The 14,508-nt window shown below is 68.0% G+C and carries 16 protein-coding genes and 1 tRNA gene; 13 read left to right on the forward strand and 4 right to left on the reverse strand.

What is annotated here, in order from left to right; all coding sequences use genetic code 11:
- Together V7D63_RS04420 and V7D63_RS04425 are read left to right on the forward strand one after the other, a co-directional pair.
- Positions 1-1,103: TonB-dependent receptor domain-containing protein (locus tag V7D63_RS04420; protein ID WP_333591049.1), on the forward strand; the 1,103-nt coding region annotated here is incomplete at its 5' end.
- A 72-nt stretch (positions 1,104-1,175) separates the two neighbouring features.
- Positions 1,176-2,462 (forward strand): SMP-30/gluconolactonase/LRE family protein, encoded by a 1,287-nt coding sequence (locus V7D63_RS04425; protein ID WP_333591050.1) that lies wholly within the window; start codon positions 1,176-1,178, stop codon positions 2,460-2,462.
- A gap of 1 nt (position 2,463) precedes the next feature.
- Here V7D63_RS04425 and V7D63_RS04430 read toward each other — a convergent pair whose 3' ends face one another.
- Complete coding sequence (locus V7D63_RS04430; RefSeq protein WP_333591051.1) at positions 2,464-3,249, reverse strand: LytR/AlgR family response regulator transcription factor; 786 nt, start codon at positions 3,247-3,249, stop codon at positions 2,464-2,466.
- 2 nt (positions 3,250-3,251) lie between these two features.
- A complete protein-coding gene (locus V7D63_RS04435) occupies positions 3,252-4,361 on the reverse strand; it encodes a sensor histidine kinase (RefSeq protein ID WP_333591052.1) in 1,110 nt (369 codons plus the stop codon).
- 208 nt (positions 4,362-4,569) lie between these two features.
- Between V7D63_RS04435 and V7D63_RS04440 the strand changes: the two genes are divergently transcribed.
- The 8 genes from V7D63_RS04440 to V7D63_RS04475 all read left to right on the forward strand — a co-directional run bounded on the left by V7D63_RS04440 (position 4,570) and on the right by V7D63_RS04475 (position 10,441).
- Positions 4,570-4,779 (forward strand): hypothetical protein, encoded by a 210-nt coding sequence (locus V7D63_RS04440; RefSeq protein WP_333591053.1) that lies wholly within the window; start codon positions 4,570-4,572, stop codon positions 4,777-4,779.
- On the forward strand, positions 4,779-5,162 hold the full coding sequence (locus V7D63_RS04445) for a MarR family winged helix-turn-helix transcriptional regulator (protein ID WP_333591054.1): 384 nt from the start codon (positions 4,779-4,781) through the stop codon (positions 5,160-5,162). Before V7D63_RS04440 ends, V7D63_RS04445 begins: the two co-directional genes overlap by 1 nt.
- Positions 5,159-5,881, forward strand: coding sequence for a response regulator (locus tag V7D63_RS04450; RefSeq protein WP_333591055.1), 723 nt, complete (start codon positions 5,159-5,161; stop codon positions 5,879-5,881). The genes V7D63_RS04445 and V7D63_RS04450 overlap by 4 nt, the downstream gene beginning before the upstream one ends.
- 184 nt (positions 5,882-6,065) lie before the next feature.
- Positions 6,066-6,332, forward strand: coding sequence for a hypothetical protein (locus tag V7D63_RS04455; protein ID WP_333591056.1), 267 nt, complete (start codon positions 6,066-6,068; stop codon positions 6,330-6,332).
- Positions 6,332-6,772, forward strand: coding sequence for a Spy/CpxP family protein refolding chaperone (locus V7D63_RS04460; protein WP_333591057.1), 441 nt, complete (start codon positions 6,332-6,334; stop codon positions 6,770-6,772). Before V7D63_RS04455 ends, V7D63_RS04460 begins: the two co-directional genes overlap by 1 nt.
- Positions 6,773-6,778: 6 nt before the next feature.
- Positions 6,779-7,345: an RNA polymerase sigma factor gene (locus tag V7D63_RS04465; RefSeq protein WP_333591058.1), complete on the forward strand. Its 567-nt coding sequence runs from the start codon at positions 6,779-6,781 to the stop codon at positions 7,343-7,345.
- A 100-nt stretch (positions 7,346-7,445) separates the two neighbouring features.
- The gene (locus V7D63_RS04470; protein ID WP_333591059.1) at positions 7,446-9,194 is read left to right on the forward strand and encodes a copper resistance system multicopper oxidase; all 1,749 of its coding nucleotides are present in this window, start codon (positions 7,446-7,448) and stop codon (positions 9,192-9,194) included.
- Positions 9,191-10,441 (forward strand): copper resistance protein B, encoded by a 1,251-nt coding sequence (locus V7D63_RS04475; protein ID WP_333591060.1) that lies wholly within the window; start codon positions 9,191-9,193, stop codon positions 10,439-10,441. Before V7D63_RS04470 ends, V7D63_RS04475 begins: the two co-directional genes overlap by 4 nt.
- A gap of 72 nt (positions 10,442-10,513) precedes the next feature.
- Here the strand turns inward: V7D63_RS04475 and V7D63_RS04480 are convergent.
- A tRNA-Lys gene (locus V7D63_RS04480) sits at positions 10,514-10,589 on the reverse strand.
- Positions 10,590-10,751: 162 nt separating this feature from the next.
- Here V7D63_RS04480 and V7D63_RS04485 point away from each other — a divergent pair.
- The 3 genes from V7D63_RS04485 (at position 10,752) to V7D63_RS04495 (ending at position 12,936) form a co-directional block, all read left to right on the forward strand.
- The gene (locus tag V7D63_RS04485) at positions 10,752-12,188 is read left to right on the forward strand and encodes an amino acid permease (RefSeq protein ID WP_333591061.1); all 1,437 of its coding nucleotides are present in this window, start codon (positions 10,752-10,754) and stop codon (positions 12,186-12,188) included.
- Complete coding sequence (locus V7D63_RS04490) at positions 12,188-12,538, forward strand: Hpt domain-containing protein (RefSeq protein WP_333591062.1); 351 nt, start codon at positions 12,188-12,190, stop codon at positions 12,536-12,538. The genes V7D63_RS04485 and V7D63_RS04490 overlap by 1 nt, the downstream gene beginning before the upstream one ends.
- A 68-nt stretch (positions 12,539-12,606) precedes the next feature.
- Positions 12,607-12,936: a beta/gamma crystallin-related protein gene (locus tag V7D63_RS04495; protein ID WP_442882113.1), complete on the forward strand. Its 330-nt coding sequence runs from the start codon at positions 12,607-12,609 to the stop codon at positions 12,934-12,936.
- Positions 12,937-12,949: 13 nt separating this feature from the next.
- Here V7D63_RS04495 and V7D63_RS04500 read toward each other — a convergent pair whose 3' ends face one another.
- Positions 12,950-14,401, reverse strand: a complete 1,452-nt coding sequence (locus tag V7D63_RS04500; RefSeq protein ID WP_333591064.1) for a sigma-54-dependent transcriptional regulator — start codon at positions 14,399-14,401, stop codon at positions 12,950-12,952.
- Positions 14,402-14,508: the final 107 nt, after the last annotated feature.

Consider the following 14,508-nt stretch of genomic DNA (forward strand, 5'->3'; position numbering starts at 1 on the left):
ACACCTATTCGATCCAGGGTTCCTGGCGTCCGATCGACGACCTGCTGTTCCGCGTGACGCAGAACACGGCCATCCGCGTGCCGAACCTGGGCGAACTGTACTCGCCGCAAACCCAGACCTTCGCCAACGGCTTCGTCGATCCCTGCGTCGTGGCCAATATCAACGCCTTGGCTGACGCGACCATCCAGACCAACCGCCGGGCCAACTGCCAGGCCCTGTCGAACGCGGCCGGCTTCAGCTTCACCTTCGTGAATCAGACCGACCCGAACGCCTTCCAGCCGACCTACGGCACGGGCGGCATTCCCGGCGTGCAAGGCGGCAATCCGTTCCTGACCCCGGAAACCTCGGACTCCTTCACCGCCTCGGTGGTGTGGACGCCGTCGTACTTCCCCAACTTCTCGCTGGTGCTGGACTACTACAAGATCGAGATCGACGACGCGATCGACACCACCACCGGGCTTCAGAACGCGGTCCAGTGCGTGAACGGCAATACGATCAACCAGGCGGCGTGCGACACCATCACGCGCGATCCGACCACCTGGATGATCTCGACCTTCATCGAAGGTTCGCTGAACTACGCCAAGCTGACCGCGGAAGGCGTCGACTTCTCAGCCAAATACCGCTTCGACATCGTCGATGTGATCGGCCAGGACTGGGGCCGCATCAACTGGAACCTGCGCGGCTCCTACACGATCGAGCAGAACGACTACACCAACATCGCGCTGCCGGACTTCCCGACGATCTTCGCCGACACGGTCGGCACGCCGCGGGTCCGCTTCCTGTCGACCGTGGCCTGGCAGCCCACCGACCGCCTGACCCTGTCGTGGGATTGGGACTGGCAGGCCAGCCAGGAGATCGAGGACGCGGATGTCCTGGTCGCCAATCCCGACCGTTACGACACGGCCAAATATCTGGAGACCGGCGCCTTCAACCAGCACGACTTCACGATGGCCTATCAGGTCACCAACGACCTGCGGGTCCGTGCCGGCGTGGTCAACGCTTTCGACGAAGAGCCGGCGCACTGGTTGGGCCGCAACACCGCCGACAATTTCGACATGTTCGGCCGCCGCTACTTCGTCAACTTTAACTACAAAGTCTGGTAGGTTCGGAACCGGCCAGCGACCGGGGCGGCTCGAAAGAGCCGCCCTTTTCTTATCAGATCTCGGAGAAGACCCGTGTCTCGACTACCCATGACGGCGGTGTTGGCCGCTCTCCAGTTGGCGGCGCTCCCGGTCCAGGCCCAAGACGTTTCGCCCGCGATGCGCTTTCGCCAGTTGCGCGCCGAAGCGGTGGCGGCGGCGAACGCCGACGACCTGGCGACCGCCGCCGACAAACTGGCCCAGGCCGACGGCGTCGTGCGCAATCATCCGGGTCTGATCCAGTTGCGCGCGCGTGTCGCCGCGGCGTCCGAGCAGCCGGGGGAGGCGCTGGCTCAATGGCGTCGTTACGCCGGTCTGGGCCTGACGGCGAATCCGGCGCGCGACCCCCTGTATGCGGCGATGACGGCCCTGCCGGAATGGCCCGCGGTCGCGGACGCCTTGACCGCGAACCGAGCGCTGATAGGGGTGCTGGAGCCGCGCGCGCTCATCCCTGAAGCCGTGGCCGCCGAGAGCGTGGTCCGCGACGCGACGCGACAAAGGCTGTTGGTGTCCGCCATCGTGGGCCGAACGATCATGCAGATCGGCGCCGATGGAACGGCGGCCCCTTATCTGAAGGCCGAGGCTCCGGTGGCTGGCGTGTTCGGCCTGGCCGTCGATGAGGCGAGGGGGGTGTTGTGGGCCGCCTCGGCCGGGCTGGCGGCCGCGACGCCCGCCGACGATCCGTTGCGGGACAAGGCCGAACTGCTGAAGATCGACCTGGCCAGCGGACGCCTATTGGCGCGCTATCGAGCGCCTGACGCGCCGCGCCGCAATTTCGGCGATGTCGCCGTAGGACCGGACGGGACCGTCTATGTGTCGGATTCCCTGGCGGGGGACGTCTGGCGGCTGGGGGTCGAGGATGAGGCGCTGCGGCGCCTCGTGCCCGTCGGCGTCTTCGGTTCGCCGCAAGGCATGGCCGTGAGCGCGGACGGCGAGACGTTGATCCTGGCCGACTATGGATCGGGCCTGCATCGCATCGCCCTGGCGGACGGACGGGTCACGCCGATGCCGTCTCCGCGAGACGCCTCGCTGATCGGGATCGACACCCTGTTGCGGCGCGGCGACGACCTGATCGTGGTGCAGAACGGAACCGCGCCGATGCGGGTGTTGCGACTGACCCTGTCGCCGGACCAGACCGAGGTCGTGGCGGCCCGAACCCTGGCGGCCAATCTGGAGAGCATGACCGATCCGGCGGGCGGTTCGCTGGACGGGGCCTCTCTGTTGTTCGTCTCGATCAGCCAACTGGGCGCCTATGGCGATGACGGCGCGCTCAGAGACGGGCCGCCGCCGCCGGCCGTGATCTCACGGCTGAATCTGGACTGAACTACAGCCGCCAGCGTTTCAGGCGCGTGACGTTCATCAGGCGATCGACATAGGTCGGGCCGACGTCGATGGTGCGGCCGTCGGTCAGGCTGAGCGTCAAACCCTTGCCGCGGCGCCTGAAGGCGCGGACCTGGTCCAGGTTGACGATGGTCGATCGGTGACACCGCGCGAAGGCGGCCGGGTCCAGCCGACTCTCCAACGAACTGACCGTCTCTCGGTGCAGGATGTCGCCGTCGGCCGTGTACAGCATCACATAGTCGCCCTGGGCTTCGATCAGTCGGATGAGACCGACGGGCAATCGGATCATCTCGTCGCGCCGCCGAACCCAAAGGTGGCCGTCATGCCCGTTGGAGCCGTCCGCGTCTTCGGACTGCAAGGTGGCGACCAAGGCCTGGAGATCGGCGAAACGTTGATCGGCGCTGCGTGCGTTCAGCCGGGTGCGGGCGCGACGAACGGCGTCTCGCAGCCGCTCGAAGGCGATCGGCTTGGTCAGATAATCGACCGCCGCCAGCTCGAAGGCCTGGACGGCGTAGTGCCGAAAGGCGGTGGCGAAGATGACCTCGGGCATATGGTCGTCGGGACCGATGGTCTCGATCACGGACAGGCCGGTCTGATCCGGCATTTCAATGTCCAGGATGGCGACGTCCGGCCGGTGGCGCGCGATCAGGCGGCGGGCCTCGCCGCCGGTGGAGGCCGTCGCCACGATCTCGGCTTCGGGAATGCAGGCCAGGGCGGTTTCGAGCCGTCTCAGCGCCAGGGGTTCGTCGTCGGCGATGAGAATCCGCATGATCAGGCCGCCGGCAGGATGATTTCGGAACGCCAGCCGGGCTTCAACGGCGCGGCGACCAGACGGGCGGCTTCTCCATACAGAATGGCCAGGCGCTCACGCGTGTTGGCCAGGCCGACGCGCAGGCCCGAGGTTGAACGCCGCATCGGCTTCGCATCGTCCTGGACCCAGATGTGCAGGCCGTCCGTTTCACGGCGAGCGCCGATGGTCACGGTGACGGGGTCCACGGAACGCGCCAGCCCGTGCTTGATCGCGTTCTCGATCAAGGGCTGCAGAATCAGGCGGGGGGTTTGGCTGTCGAGCGCGGCCTCCTCGATCTCGTACCGGACCTTCAAGCGATCCGGGAAGCGCACCTGTTCGACGCCCAGGAACAGGCGCTCGATTTCAAGCTCTTCACGCAAGGGCGCCATTTCGTGCGGCGACACGTCGATGACGCGGCCGAGAAAGCCGCTGAGCTGCATCAGCGTGCGCTCGGCCCGCTCGAAATCGCGGTCGTGCACCAGGCTGGAGACCGCGTTCAGGGCGTTGAACAGGAAGTGCGGCTGCAACTGATTGCGCAGCGCCGTCAGTTGAGCCTGCTGCGCCAGGGTTCGTGCGACGGCGACCTGGCGGTCGCGGATGCGTATGTCGTCGGCGCCGGCCACGACGCCCACAAAGCCCGCCCATGTCATCAGAATCCACAGGAAGCCCAGATAGGTGACGGCCAGTTCGGAAGGCTTCAGATAGCGGTCCTCGATCACATACAGCGGGGACAGCCAGTAAAAATAAGTCTCGTTGCACAGGGTGATCACGGCGCAGGCGATCAGGGCGAGACCGGCGACGCGCAGGAAATAGCCGATGAAGCCGCCCGGACGACGCATGCGACGGGTCAAGGCCCAGACGCCCAGGCAAACCACGAACCCCGTCGCCCAGGTGCAGCAACGCGCCAGAGTGGTGCCCAGGTCATTCGTCCAATCCAATATGAACGAACGGGCGATCACATGCGCCGAGTGGGCCGACCAGAGCAGGGCGGTCAGAACCAGGACATCGCGATCCAGCGTCCCGAACCGGCGCGGCGCGGCGTCGGACGTCAGCAGACGGTCTGGTCCTGTGTCCAGGGCGTCGTAAGGCATCACGGCTTCCCTCGTGTCGCGACGACTTTGCATCGCCGCACGGCGTATTGCATCCGCGATCACGTCTCACGCGCAACGGCGTCGATGAAGACGGCCATAGCCGCGACGAACGACCGTGATCAGCCGCAGACCCGCCCATTGGCGCCGATCAACGCGGTTGCATGCCGGTTAGTCTTCGGTGACGGACATGCAAATCGGAAACCCGGTCATGAAGCTTCGCGCGACGATCAGCATCGACTTTGAAGCCGAGGACGTTCTCGACGCCCGCAGCAAGAAAAGAGAGATCGAGACCCGTCTTCAGGCCCTGCAGGCGACGTACGACGACCTGAGCCTGGTCGTCACGGAACGGCGCCCGCGCATCCGGCCCCGCGCACCGGCGCCGGCGGCCGTCTATCGGCCCGCCGCTACGGCCGTCTGATGGGGGCGGCCGAAGGGGTGTTGGACTGGCTGATGCTGGTCAAGGCGCGCGCGCCCGGACTCAGCCTGGGCCAACTGGCCGCGCTTCTGCACACGGCGCGTCGCGAAGGCGTTCGCATGACCGAACTGGCCGATCTGTGCCGCGAAAGCGTCGCCAACACCTCGCGTTATGTCCGATCGATGACCGCCGTCGACTATCCCGGCTCGCTGGGAGAGGCGCACGGATTGCTGGAGCTGCAGCGCGGCGCCCAGGACGCCCGTGTCCGTCATGTCCTGCTCAGCGCGGACGGCCGCGCCCTGATCAAGGCCCTGGAGGCCGTCATGGACCCGGCGAGTCTCGAAACGACGGGTTCGGCCCAGGACGAGGGAGCGCGCCGTCCATGACCGTGATCGAAACGTCGCCCATCGCGCCGATGCGTCCCCGCCCGCGTCCTCGTCCGGCGTCGGTTCTGTTGATCGACCCCCTGCGCGGAGAAAGACGCGCCCTGACCGGCTATCTGACGGCGCAGGATCTGGCGGTGGTCGAAGCGGATCACGTCGATGAGGCGCGACAGCCCATGGACGACCATGACGTCGTCGTCGTGGCGGCCTCCCTGCCGGATCCGGCCGTTTCGGCCTTCATCCGCCGTTCGGCCGAGGCCGACGGGCCGCCCATCCTGGTGATGTCAGAGACCGCCGAATATGTGGAGCGGGTCCTGGCGTTGGAGCTGGGCGCCGACGACCTGGTGCCGCGTGAGGTCAATCCGCGCGAACTCCTGGCGCGGCTGAGGGGGCTGATGCGTCGTCGTCATCGGCGCCGAGACGCCGCGCCGCGCCTGTCGCATGGGGGGGGCGCGACATGGACCCTGCAACTCTCCAGCCGGGCCTTGCTGGCCCCCACCGGACGCCGGATCGACCTGTCGCGCGCCGACCTGGCGCTGCTGACGGCGTTCGCGGACGACAGCGACAGCCAGATCCTGGACAACAGCCAGCCCGGCGGAAGCCTGCGCACCGCCGTCAGCCGTCTGCGCCAAAGGGCGCTCAGCCACGCACAGATCGACCTGCCGATCCGCAACGTCCGCGGTCTCGGCTATCGTTTCGACGCCCCGATCTCGAAGGTCTGACGCGCCGCTGACGGCGACGCCCCGGCCGCGCCTGTTCGCCCCTGCGCAGGCTCTCCTGCTATTGAAACCGGCGCACCGGTGATCGTTTCGCCTCAATCCGGGAGCCGGATCCTCGGCCGTGAAGCGAGGGATCGCCGTCGGGCGTGCGTAGATCTGAGCATGGGGCGGGGAAAGGGCACGCATCATGGATGAGTTGGACCGGTGGCTGACGCGCGCGCCGACGGACGAACCGTCGCTGGACGGGCTTGAGCGCGACGTGTGGGACAGGGTTCGCGCCTTGCGGACGGCGCGGGTTCAGACCCGTCTTCGCATCGTCGCCGTCGTCCTGGCCTTGAGCGTCGGCGTCGCCAACGGCGGCCTGGGCGCCCGCCTGGCGCACGCGCCGACGTCCGAGATGTCGGTGTTCGGGACCGCCTCGCTGTCGCCGTTGGCGCGTCTGGAGGCCGGCTGATGTCGGGGGGCTGGAAGTCCATCGCGCTGACGGCGGTCCTGGCGGCCCTGGCCGGGGGTGTCGGCGCCTGGGGCGGCGCGACATGGGTGCTGAAGCGCGAGGCGCGGCCGTCGCTGCACGAGATCGTGCATGAGGACCTGAAGCTGAACGCCGACCAGTTGGCGCGCATCGAGGTGCTGGAGGCCGACTTCGCGACACGCCGGGTCGCGCTGGAGCAAGAGGTCCAGGCGGCCAATCGGGAGCTGGCCCGGGCGATCGCCGCCAGCAACGGCGACAGCCGGGTCGTTCAACCCGCCGTGGATCATTTCCACGATGTCATGGGCGAATTGCAGCAGGCCACCATCGCCCACATCTTCCAGATGCGGGCGGTGATGACGCCGACCCAGGCGGAACGCTTCGACAGAAGCGTGGTCGAGGCGCTCACGGCCGAAGGCGCCTAGGCCGCCGTGACGGGACCAGACGACCTTGCGGCCCGCGCCGCGGGCGGCGACGCCGACGCATTCGGGCGGCTGATGCAGGCGACCAAGTCCGACCTCTATCGCTTCGTGCGCCGCTATGTGGGCGATGCCGAAGAGACCTATGACCTGATGCAAGAGACCTATGCCGCGGCCTGGCTGGCGATCCGGCGGTATGATCCCGAACGGCCGTTCGAGACCTGGCTGCGCGCCATAGCGATCAACAAATGCCGGGATTGGAGCCGTCGCCGCCGTGTTCGGCGCTGGCTGTTCGGCGCCGTCGATCTGGACACGCCGCGGGCGATGGCGACGCCCGATCCGGGGCAAGACGCCTTTGACGACCTGGCGACGGCCCAGACCCTGTCACGCCTGGAGCGTGCGATCGCGGACCTGCCGCCCCAGCTCAAGGAGCCGCTGTTGCTGACCGCGATCGAGACGCGCAGCCAGGCCGAGGCGGCCGTCATCCTGGGCGTGTCGGTGAAGACGATCGAGACGCGGGTCGCTCGCGCGCGACGCAGACTGGCCCAGGTTCTGGACCCCGACGACGCGCGGCGCTGACGCCCGCACTGCGTCAGCCTGTCGCGAGGGGACGATCCCCGGCAAGCGTATTAACAAGGCAAGACGCCGCCCGCTGCGGCGTGAGTCCATGGAGCCGAGTATGAAGTTCGACCGTCGAGCCGTCTTGCGCGGCGCCGTCGCGGGCGGGGGCGTCTTGGCCCTGCAAGGCGTGACGCCCGCCTGGGCCAGGACCGGTTCGCCGGGACTGCGGCCGGACCAGCCGACGCTGACGGGACCGGACATCGATCTGACGGTCGGGCGGACGCCGTTCACGGTGGGCGGCCGCACCGCGACGGCGACCACGGTCAACGGCGGGCTTCCGGCGCCGCTGCTGCGCCTGCGCGAAGGCCAGAATGTGCGCATCGCCGTGCACAACGGGCTGGACGAGGACACCTCGATCCACTGGCACGGGGTCTTGCTGCCGTTCCAGATGGATGGCGTGCCGGGGATCAGCTTTCCCGGCATCCGGCCGAGCGAGACCTTCGTCTATGAGTTTCCGATCATCCAGTCCGGGACCTTCTGGTACCACAGCCACTCGGGTCTTCAGGAGGCGGTGGGCCACTATGGTCCGATCATCATCGACCCGGCGGAGACCGATCCGGTCGCCTATGACCGCGAGCACGTGCTGATCTTTTCGGACTGGAGCTTCCTCAGTCCGCACGCGCTGCTGGAGAAGCTGAAGAAAAGCCCCGGCTATTTCAATCGCCAGCGCACCTCCCTGGCCGGTCTGATCGACGGCGGCGACCGGATGAGCCTGGAGGAGCGCCGGATGTGGGGCGCGATGCGCATGGACCCGCGCGACATCCTGGACGTCACCGGCTCGACCTACACCTATCTGATCAACGGCCACGGCCCGGACGAGAACTGGACCGGACTGTTCCGGCCGGGCGAGCGCGTGCGCCTGCGCCTGATCAACGCCTCGGCCATGTCGATCCTCAACATCCGCATCCCCGGCCTGGCGATGACGGTGGTGCAGGCCGACGGAGAGAACGTCAGGCCGGTCGAGGTCGACGAACTGCAACTCTCCATCGCCGAGACCTATGACGTCATCGTCCGCCCGACCGAGGACCGAGCCTACACCATCGTGTCCGAGGCCATCGACCGTTCCGGCATGGGTCGGGCCACCCTGGCGCCGCGTCTGGGCATGACGGCCGAGGTTCCGCCGCTGCGTCAGGTTCCGAACCTGACCATGCGCGACATGGGCATGGGCGGGATGTCGGGCATGGACCACGGCGCCATGGGCGCCATGGATCACGGCGACATGGACCACGGCGACATGGGCGACATGAACATGCGCGATCCCGACAACGCCCCGCCCGGCATGGCGGTCGGCGTCGGGGTGGACATGGTCAACATGTCGCCGATCAACCGGCTGGGCGAACGGCCGACGGGCCTGGAGGACGTCGACCACCGGGTGCTGGTCTATACCGACCTGGTCTCTCTGGCGCCGAACAAGGACCGGCGCGCGCCGTCCCGCACGCTGGAGATCCACCTGACCGGCAATATGGAGCGGTTCATGTGGGGCTTCGACGGGCGCAAATTCAGCGAACTGGTCGAGCCGATCCGCTTTGAACGGGACGAACGGGTGCGCGTCACCCTGGTGAACGACACCATGATGTCCCACCCCATCCATCTGCATGGGCATTTCTTTGAACTGGTGACGGGCGGTCCCGCCGGGCATCAGCCCCTGAAGCACACCGTGAACGTCGCGCCAGGCTCCAAGGTGACCTTCGACCTGACCGCCGACGCGCCCGGCGACTGGGCCTTCCACTGCCACATGCTGCTGCACATGCACGCGGGGATGTTCAACGTCGTCACCGTGCGTCCCCTGGATGGAGCCGCCTCGTGATCAAGACCGCGATCATCCTGTTTCCTCTGGTGGTCATGGCCGCGCCGGCCGCCGCCCAGTCGCACGCCGGCCACGCCCCCGCCGCCCAGGTCCAGGCCGCCCCCTTGCCGCCCGGCCGCGTGCGCCGCGGATCGCCGAACGGTGACGCCGCGCGGGTCGGCGCCCCCGGCGCGCCGGTCTGCCCGGTCGGGTCCGTGCCGGAACGCATCCAGACCCCGGCCGACCCGCACGCGGGCCATGACATGTCGGGCATGAGCATGGGACAGGCGCCCGCGACGGCGCCCGCCGACCCGCATGCAGGTCACCACATGCCGGACATGGGCGGGAACCGGGCTCCGGCGGCGCCAACGACCGATCCGCATGCGGGCCACGACATGTCCGCCATGCCGGGGATGACGGCGGCGCCTGACGATCCTCATGCGGGCCACGCCATGCCGGGCATGACGGGCATGGTCATGCCGCCCGTCGTTCCGACCAGCGCCGACGATCCGGGGCGTCCGCCGCAGGCGCCGCCGCCCGTCGCCGCGACGCGCGGACCCGCCCATGCGGCCGACCTGTATTTCGACCCCGCCGAGATGACCGCCGCGCGCGAACGGCTGCGCGTCGAAAACGGCGATGTGCGGACCACGACGGTGATCCTGGATCAGTTTGAGGCCGGGTCCGCCGAAGGAGACACGACCTACGCCTGGGGCGCCCAGGGCTGGACCGGCGGCGACATCAACCGCTTCTGGTGGAAGTCGGAAGGCGAGGGCGCGTTCGACGGCGAGGTCGAGGAGGCCGAGTTGCAGGCGCTGTACAGCCGCGCGATCTCGCCCTTCTTCGACGTCCAGGCCGGGGTGCGGCAAACCTATCGGCCCGATGGCGACCGCACGGATCTGGTGCTCGGGGTCCAGGGCCTGGCCCCCTATTGGTTCGAGGTGGGCGGCGCCGTCTTCCTGTCGACCCAGGGCGAACTGACCGCCCGGGGTGAGGCGGAATACGACCAACGGATCACCAACCGCTGGATCCTTCAGCCGCGCGCGGAGATCAACCTGTCGGCCGAAGACATTCCTGAACTGTCGATCGGATCGGGCGTCACTTCGCTGCAGCTCGGCGCGCGTCTGCGCTACGAGATCCGCAAGGAGTTCGCGCCCTATGTCGGCGTCGAATGGACGCGCCATTTCGGGAACACCGCCGACTATCTGAAGGCGGCGGGCCACGACGTGGAGGACACGCGCCTGGTCATCGGCCTTAGCGCCTGGTTCTGAGACGAAGGGGCGGACGGCGAGAACGCCGCCCCGGCGCCTCGGCTCTAGGTCGGCGATTTCAAAAGAAGACGATGGTGGGTGATGTAGGGTTCGAACCTACGACCCGCTGATTAAGAGTCAGCTGCTCTACCAACTGAGCTAATCACCCGAACCGATCGTCTCGCTTCGGTACGTGCAAGCACCGTGCCGAAGGGCCGCTGCACATAGGGGGGATCGGGGGGCGGCGCAAGCGGCATTTCGCCGTTCAGGCGCAAGCGATATGGTTCATTCTGGGAATCGGCCCGCCGACGAACGGCGGCGAGGGGGAAACATGGCGTTCTGGAACCGACGGCGCTCGATCGAAGCCATCACCGACATCGAGGGCCACGCCCGGTTGAAGCCGACCATGAGCTGGCCGCATCTGATCGCCCTGGGCGTCGGGGCCATTGTCGGCACCGGCATCTACACCCTGATCGGGGTGGGGGCGGCCAAGGCGGGACCGGCGGTGATGCTGGCCTTCCTGATCGCGGGCCTGGTCTGCGTGTTCGCGGCCCTGGCCTATGCCGAGCTGGCGACCATGATCCCGGCGGCGGGTTCGGCCTACACCTATTCCTACGCCGCGCTGGGCGAGTTGCTGGCCTGGGTGATCGGCTGGAGCCTGATCCTGGAATATTCGCTGGTGGTCTCGGCCGTGGCCGTGGGCTGGTCCGGCTATTTCAACGGCTTCCTGGAGAGCATGGGGTGGGGGTTGCCCGCCTATCTGACCAGCGGGCCGTTCGGCACGGATACGCCGGGCCTGGTCAATCTGCCGGCCGTCGGCATCGTCGGTGTGGTGGCGGGCATGCTGATGCTGGGCACGCGTGAGAGCGCCACGGTCAACGCCGTGCTGGTGGTGATCAAGGTCATCGCCCTGGGCGCCTTCGTCGCCATCGCCGCCCCGCATTTCAACCCCGCCAACCTGGAGCCCTTCATGCCGTTCGGCTTCGCCAAGTCGGTGACGGCCGATGGGGTGGAGGTCGGGGTCATGGCCGCCGCCGCCATCATCTTCTTCGCCTTCTACGGCTTCGACGCCGTCTCGACCGCCGCCGAGGAGACCAAGAACCCCGGCCGCGACCTGACCATCGGCATCGTCGGTTCGATGGTGATCTGCATCATCATCTACATGGTCGTGGCCGCCGCCGCCGTCGGCGCCATGCCGTTCGGCCAGTTCGCCGGTTCGGACGAGCCGCTGGCCCATATCGCCCGGACCCTGGGCAGCGACACCGCCGCCACCCTGATCGCCGGAGCGGCCATCGTGGCCCTGCCGACGGTGTTGCTGGCCTTCATGTACGGCCAGAGCCGCATCTTCTTCGTCATGGCGCGCGACGGCATGCTGCCGCGCGGCCTGGCCAAGGTCAGCGCCAAGCGGGGGTCGCCGGTGCTGATGACGGGCGTGACGGCGGTCCTGATGGCGGTGATCGCGGGTCTGTTCAGCCTGGGCGAACTGGCGGCCCTGGCCAACGCCGGGACGCTGGCGGCCTTCATCGCCGTGGGCGCGGCCCTGATCGTGCTGCGCATCCAGCAGCCGAACCGCGAGCGCCGCTTCAAGGCGCCGTTGTGGCCGGTGGTCGGGGCGGGCGCCATCCTGGGGTGCCTGTATCTGTTCGTCAGCCTGCCCCATCTGACTCAGGTCAATTTCTTCATCTGGAATGGCATCGGCCTGGTGCTCTATCTGCTGTTCGCGCGGGGCAATACGCGGCTGGCCAAGGGCGAAGAGACCCCCGCCTGATGGCCCGGCGTGACCTGACCGGCGCCGTCGATTTCGCCGTGCTGGAGCGGATGACCGGCGGCGACGACGGGGTGACCGAAGAGATCCTGGGCCTGTTCGCCCAGCAGGCGGCGCTGTGGTCGCCATTGCTGGACGTGCGCGAGGAAGGCTGGCGCGACGCCGTGCACACGCTGCGCGGCGCGGCGGCGGGCATAGGGGCCGAGGATCTGGCCGCCGCCTGCGCCCTGGCCGAGACGTCGGAAAAGGCCGAGGCGCCGCCGCTGCTGGACCGGGCGCGCACGGCGCTGGACGCGGCCTTGGCCGACGTCGCGGCGTTTCGCCACGAGCTGATGCTGCGCTCGCTGCGTTGACGGAAGGCGGAAACAGGCGCTCCATCGCGTGCACATTCGCAACGATGGAGATCCCCATGCGTACGCTGATGCTGATATCCGCCGCGACCCTGCTGGCGGGCGCGGCCTTTGCTCAGACGCCGTCGGATCGTTCGCCGCAATCGCTGACCGGTCAGGACCGCAGCCATGTGACCCTGTATGGCCAGCCTGGCCTGTCGGGCGCGCGCTACATGATCACCATGCGCACCGGAAATCTGAATTCGATGCAGCGCGTCGAGAGCCTGCGCGTCTTTGGCGGCAAGTGGGAGATCTGCGACCGTCTCGAATTCCAGGGCGAATGCCGGATCGCCGAAGGGCGCTATCTGACCCTGTCGGACCTGGGCCTGCGCCGCATCGCCTCGCTGCGTCCGGTCGCCTGACGCCGGAGCGGGGTCAGCCCGCTTCCTTCAACTGCCCTTCCAGCCCCTGTTCGCGCACCTTGCGGTACAGGGTGGACCGGCCGATGCCGAGGCGGCGCGCGATCTCGCTCATGTGACCGGCATAGACCTCTATCGCGTGCTGGATCAGGTCGCGCTCGATCTCCTCCAGCGTCCGCAGATGGCCCCGGTCATCGACCACGCGGATCGGCGAGTCGGGCAGGGGCGGCAGCTCCACGCTGGAAAGCATCGGCGCGGCGGGCGCCAGTGGAGCCTCGATCGGCAGCGGCGCCGCGAGACCCGAGATGGCCGGGAAGTCGTGCGGCTGCAGGAAGGGCGCGTCGGCCAGGACGATGGCGCGGAACACCGCATTCTCCAACTGGCGCACATTGCCGGGCCAGTCGAAGCCTTGCAGCATCGTCAGGGTCTCGGGCGCGCATCCGGCCACGCGCTTGCCCTCTTCGGCGTTGAAGCGGCCGATGAAGCGGTCGACCAGGGCCGGAATGTCCTCGCGGCGGTCGCGCAGGGCGGGGGCCTCGATCGGATAGACGTTCAGGCGGTAGAACAGGTCCTCGCGGAACACGCCCTCGCGCACTTGTTGCGACAGGTCGCGATTGGTGGCCGAGATGATGCGCACATCGATCTTGACCGGGCGTTTGCCGCCGACGGGATCGACCTCGCCTTCCTGAATGGCGCGCAGCAGCTTGACCTGCATGTCCAGCGGCAGTTCGCCGATCTCGTCCAGGAACAAGGCGCCGCCGTCCGCCTCGCGGAACTTGCCCAGGGTCTTTTCGACCGCGCCGGTGAAGGCGCCCTTCTCATGCCCGAACAGGATGGACTCGATCAGATTGACCGGCAGGGCGCCGCAGTTGACGGCCACGAACGGCTTGCCGGAACGATCACTGGCGCCGTGCAGGGCGCGGGCGATGACCTCCTTGCCGACGCCGCTCTCGCCGGTGATCAGCACCGGGATGGTCGATTTGGCGGCGCGCGATCCCAGCGATTTCACCAGCCGCATGGCCGGACCGTCGCCGACCAGATCGTCGAAACTGGCGCGGCCCTGGGCGCGTTTGGTCAGGCGGCCGACCTCGGCCTCCAGCCGCGTCAGTTGCAGCGCATTGGTCACGCCGACCATCAGCCGGTCGGCCGACACCGGCTTGACGAAGAAGTCCTGCGCCCCGGCCTGCATGGCCTTGACCACGGTGTCGACGCCCGCATTGGCGGTCAGCACGATGACCGGCGTGGTCACGCCCGCGGCGCGCAGCTCGGCCAGGCATTCCATGCCCGTCATGCGCGGCATGACCAGATCGAGCAGGATCAGGTCGGCCCCCCCGCCGCCGGTCATGCGGTCGATGGCCTCGCCGCCGCTCTCGGCATGGACCACGGCATAGCCTTCGCGGTCCAGCACGGCCTGGATCAGGCGGCGCTGGGTCGGATCGTCATCGACCACCAGAACGGTCTTGGACATGCGGATCACCCCTTCTCGGCATCACCGACGGCCGGTCCTCGTTGGAAGCGGGACTGGCTCGTTTCGGGACGATTTCTAGGGCGACGAGGTGAAAATCACGTTGGGAG

Origin of the sequence: Brevundimonas sp., from assembly GCF_036732845.1 — a bacterium.
Taxonomy (GTDB): domain Bacteria; phylum Pseudomonadota; class Alphaproteobacteria; order Caulobacterales; family Caulobacteraceae; genus Brevundimonas.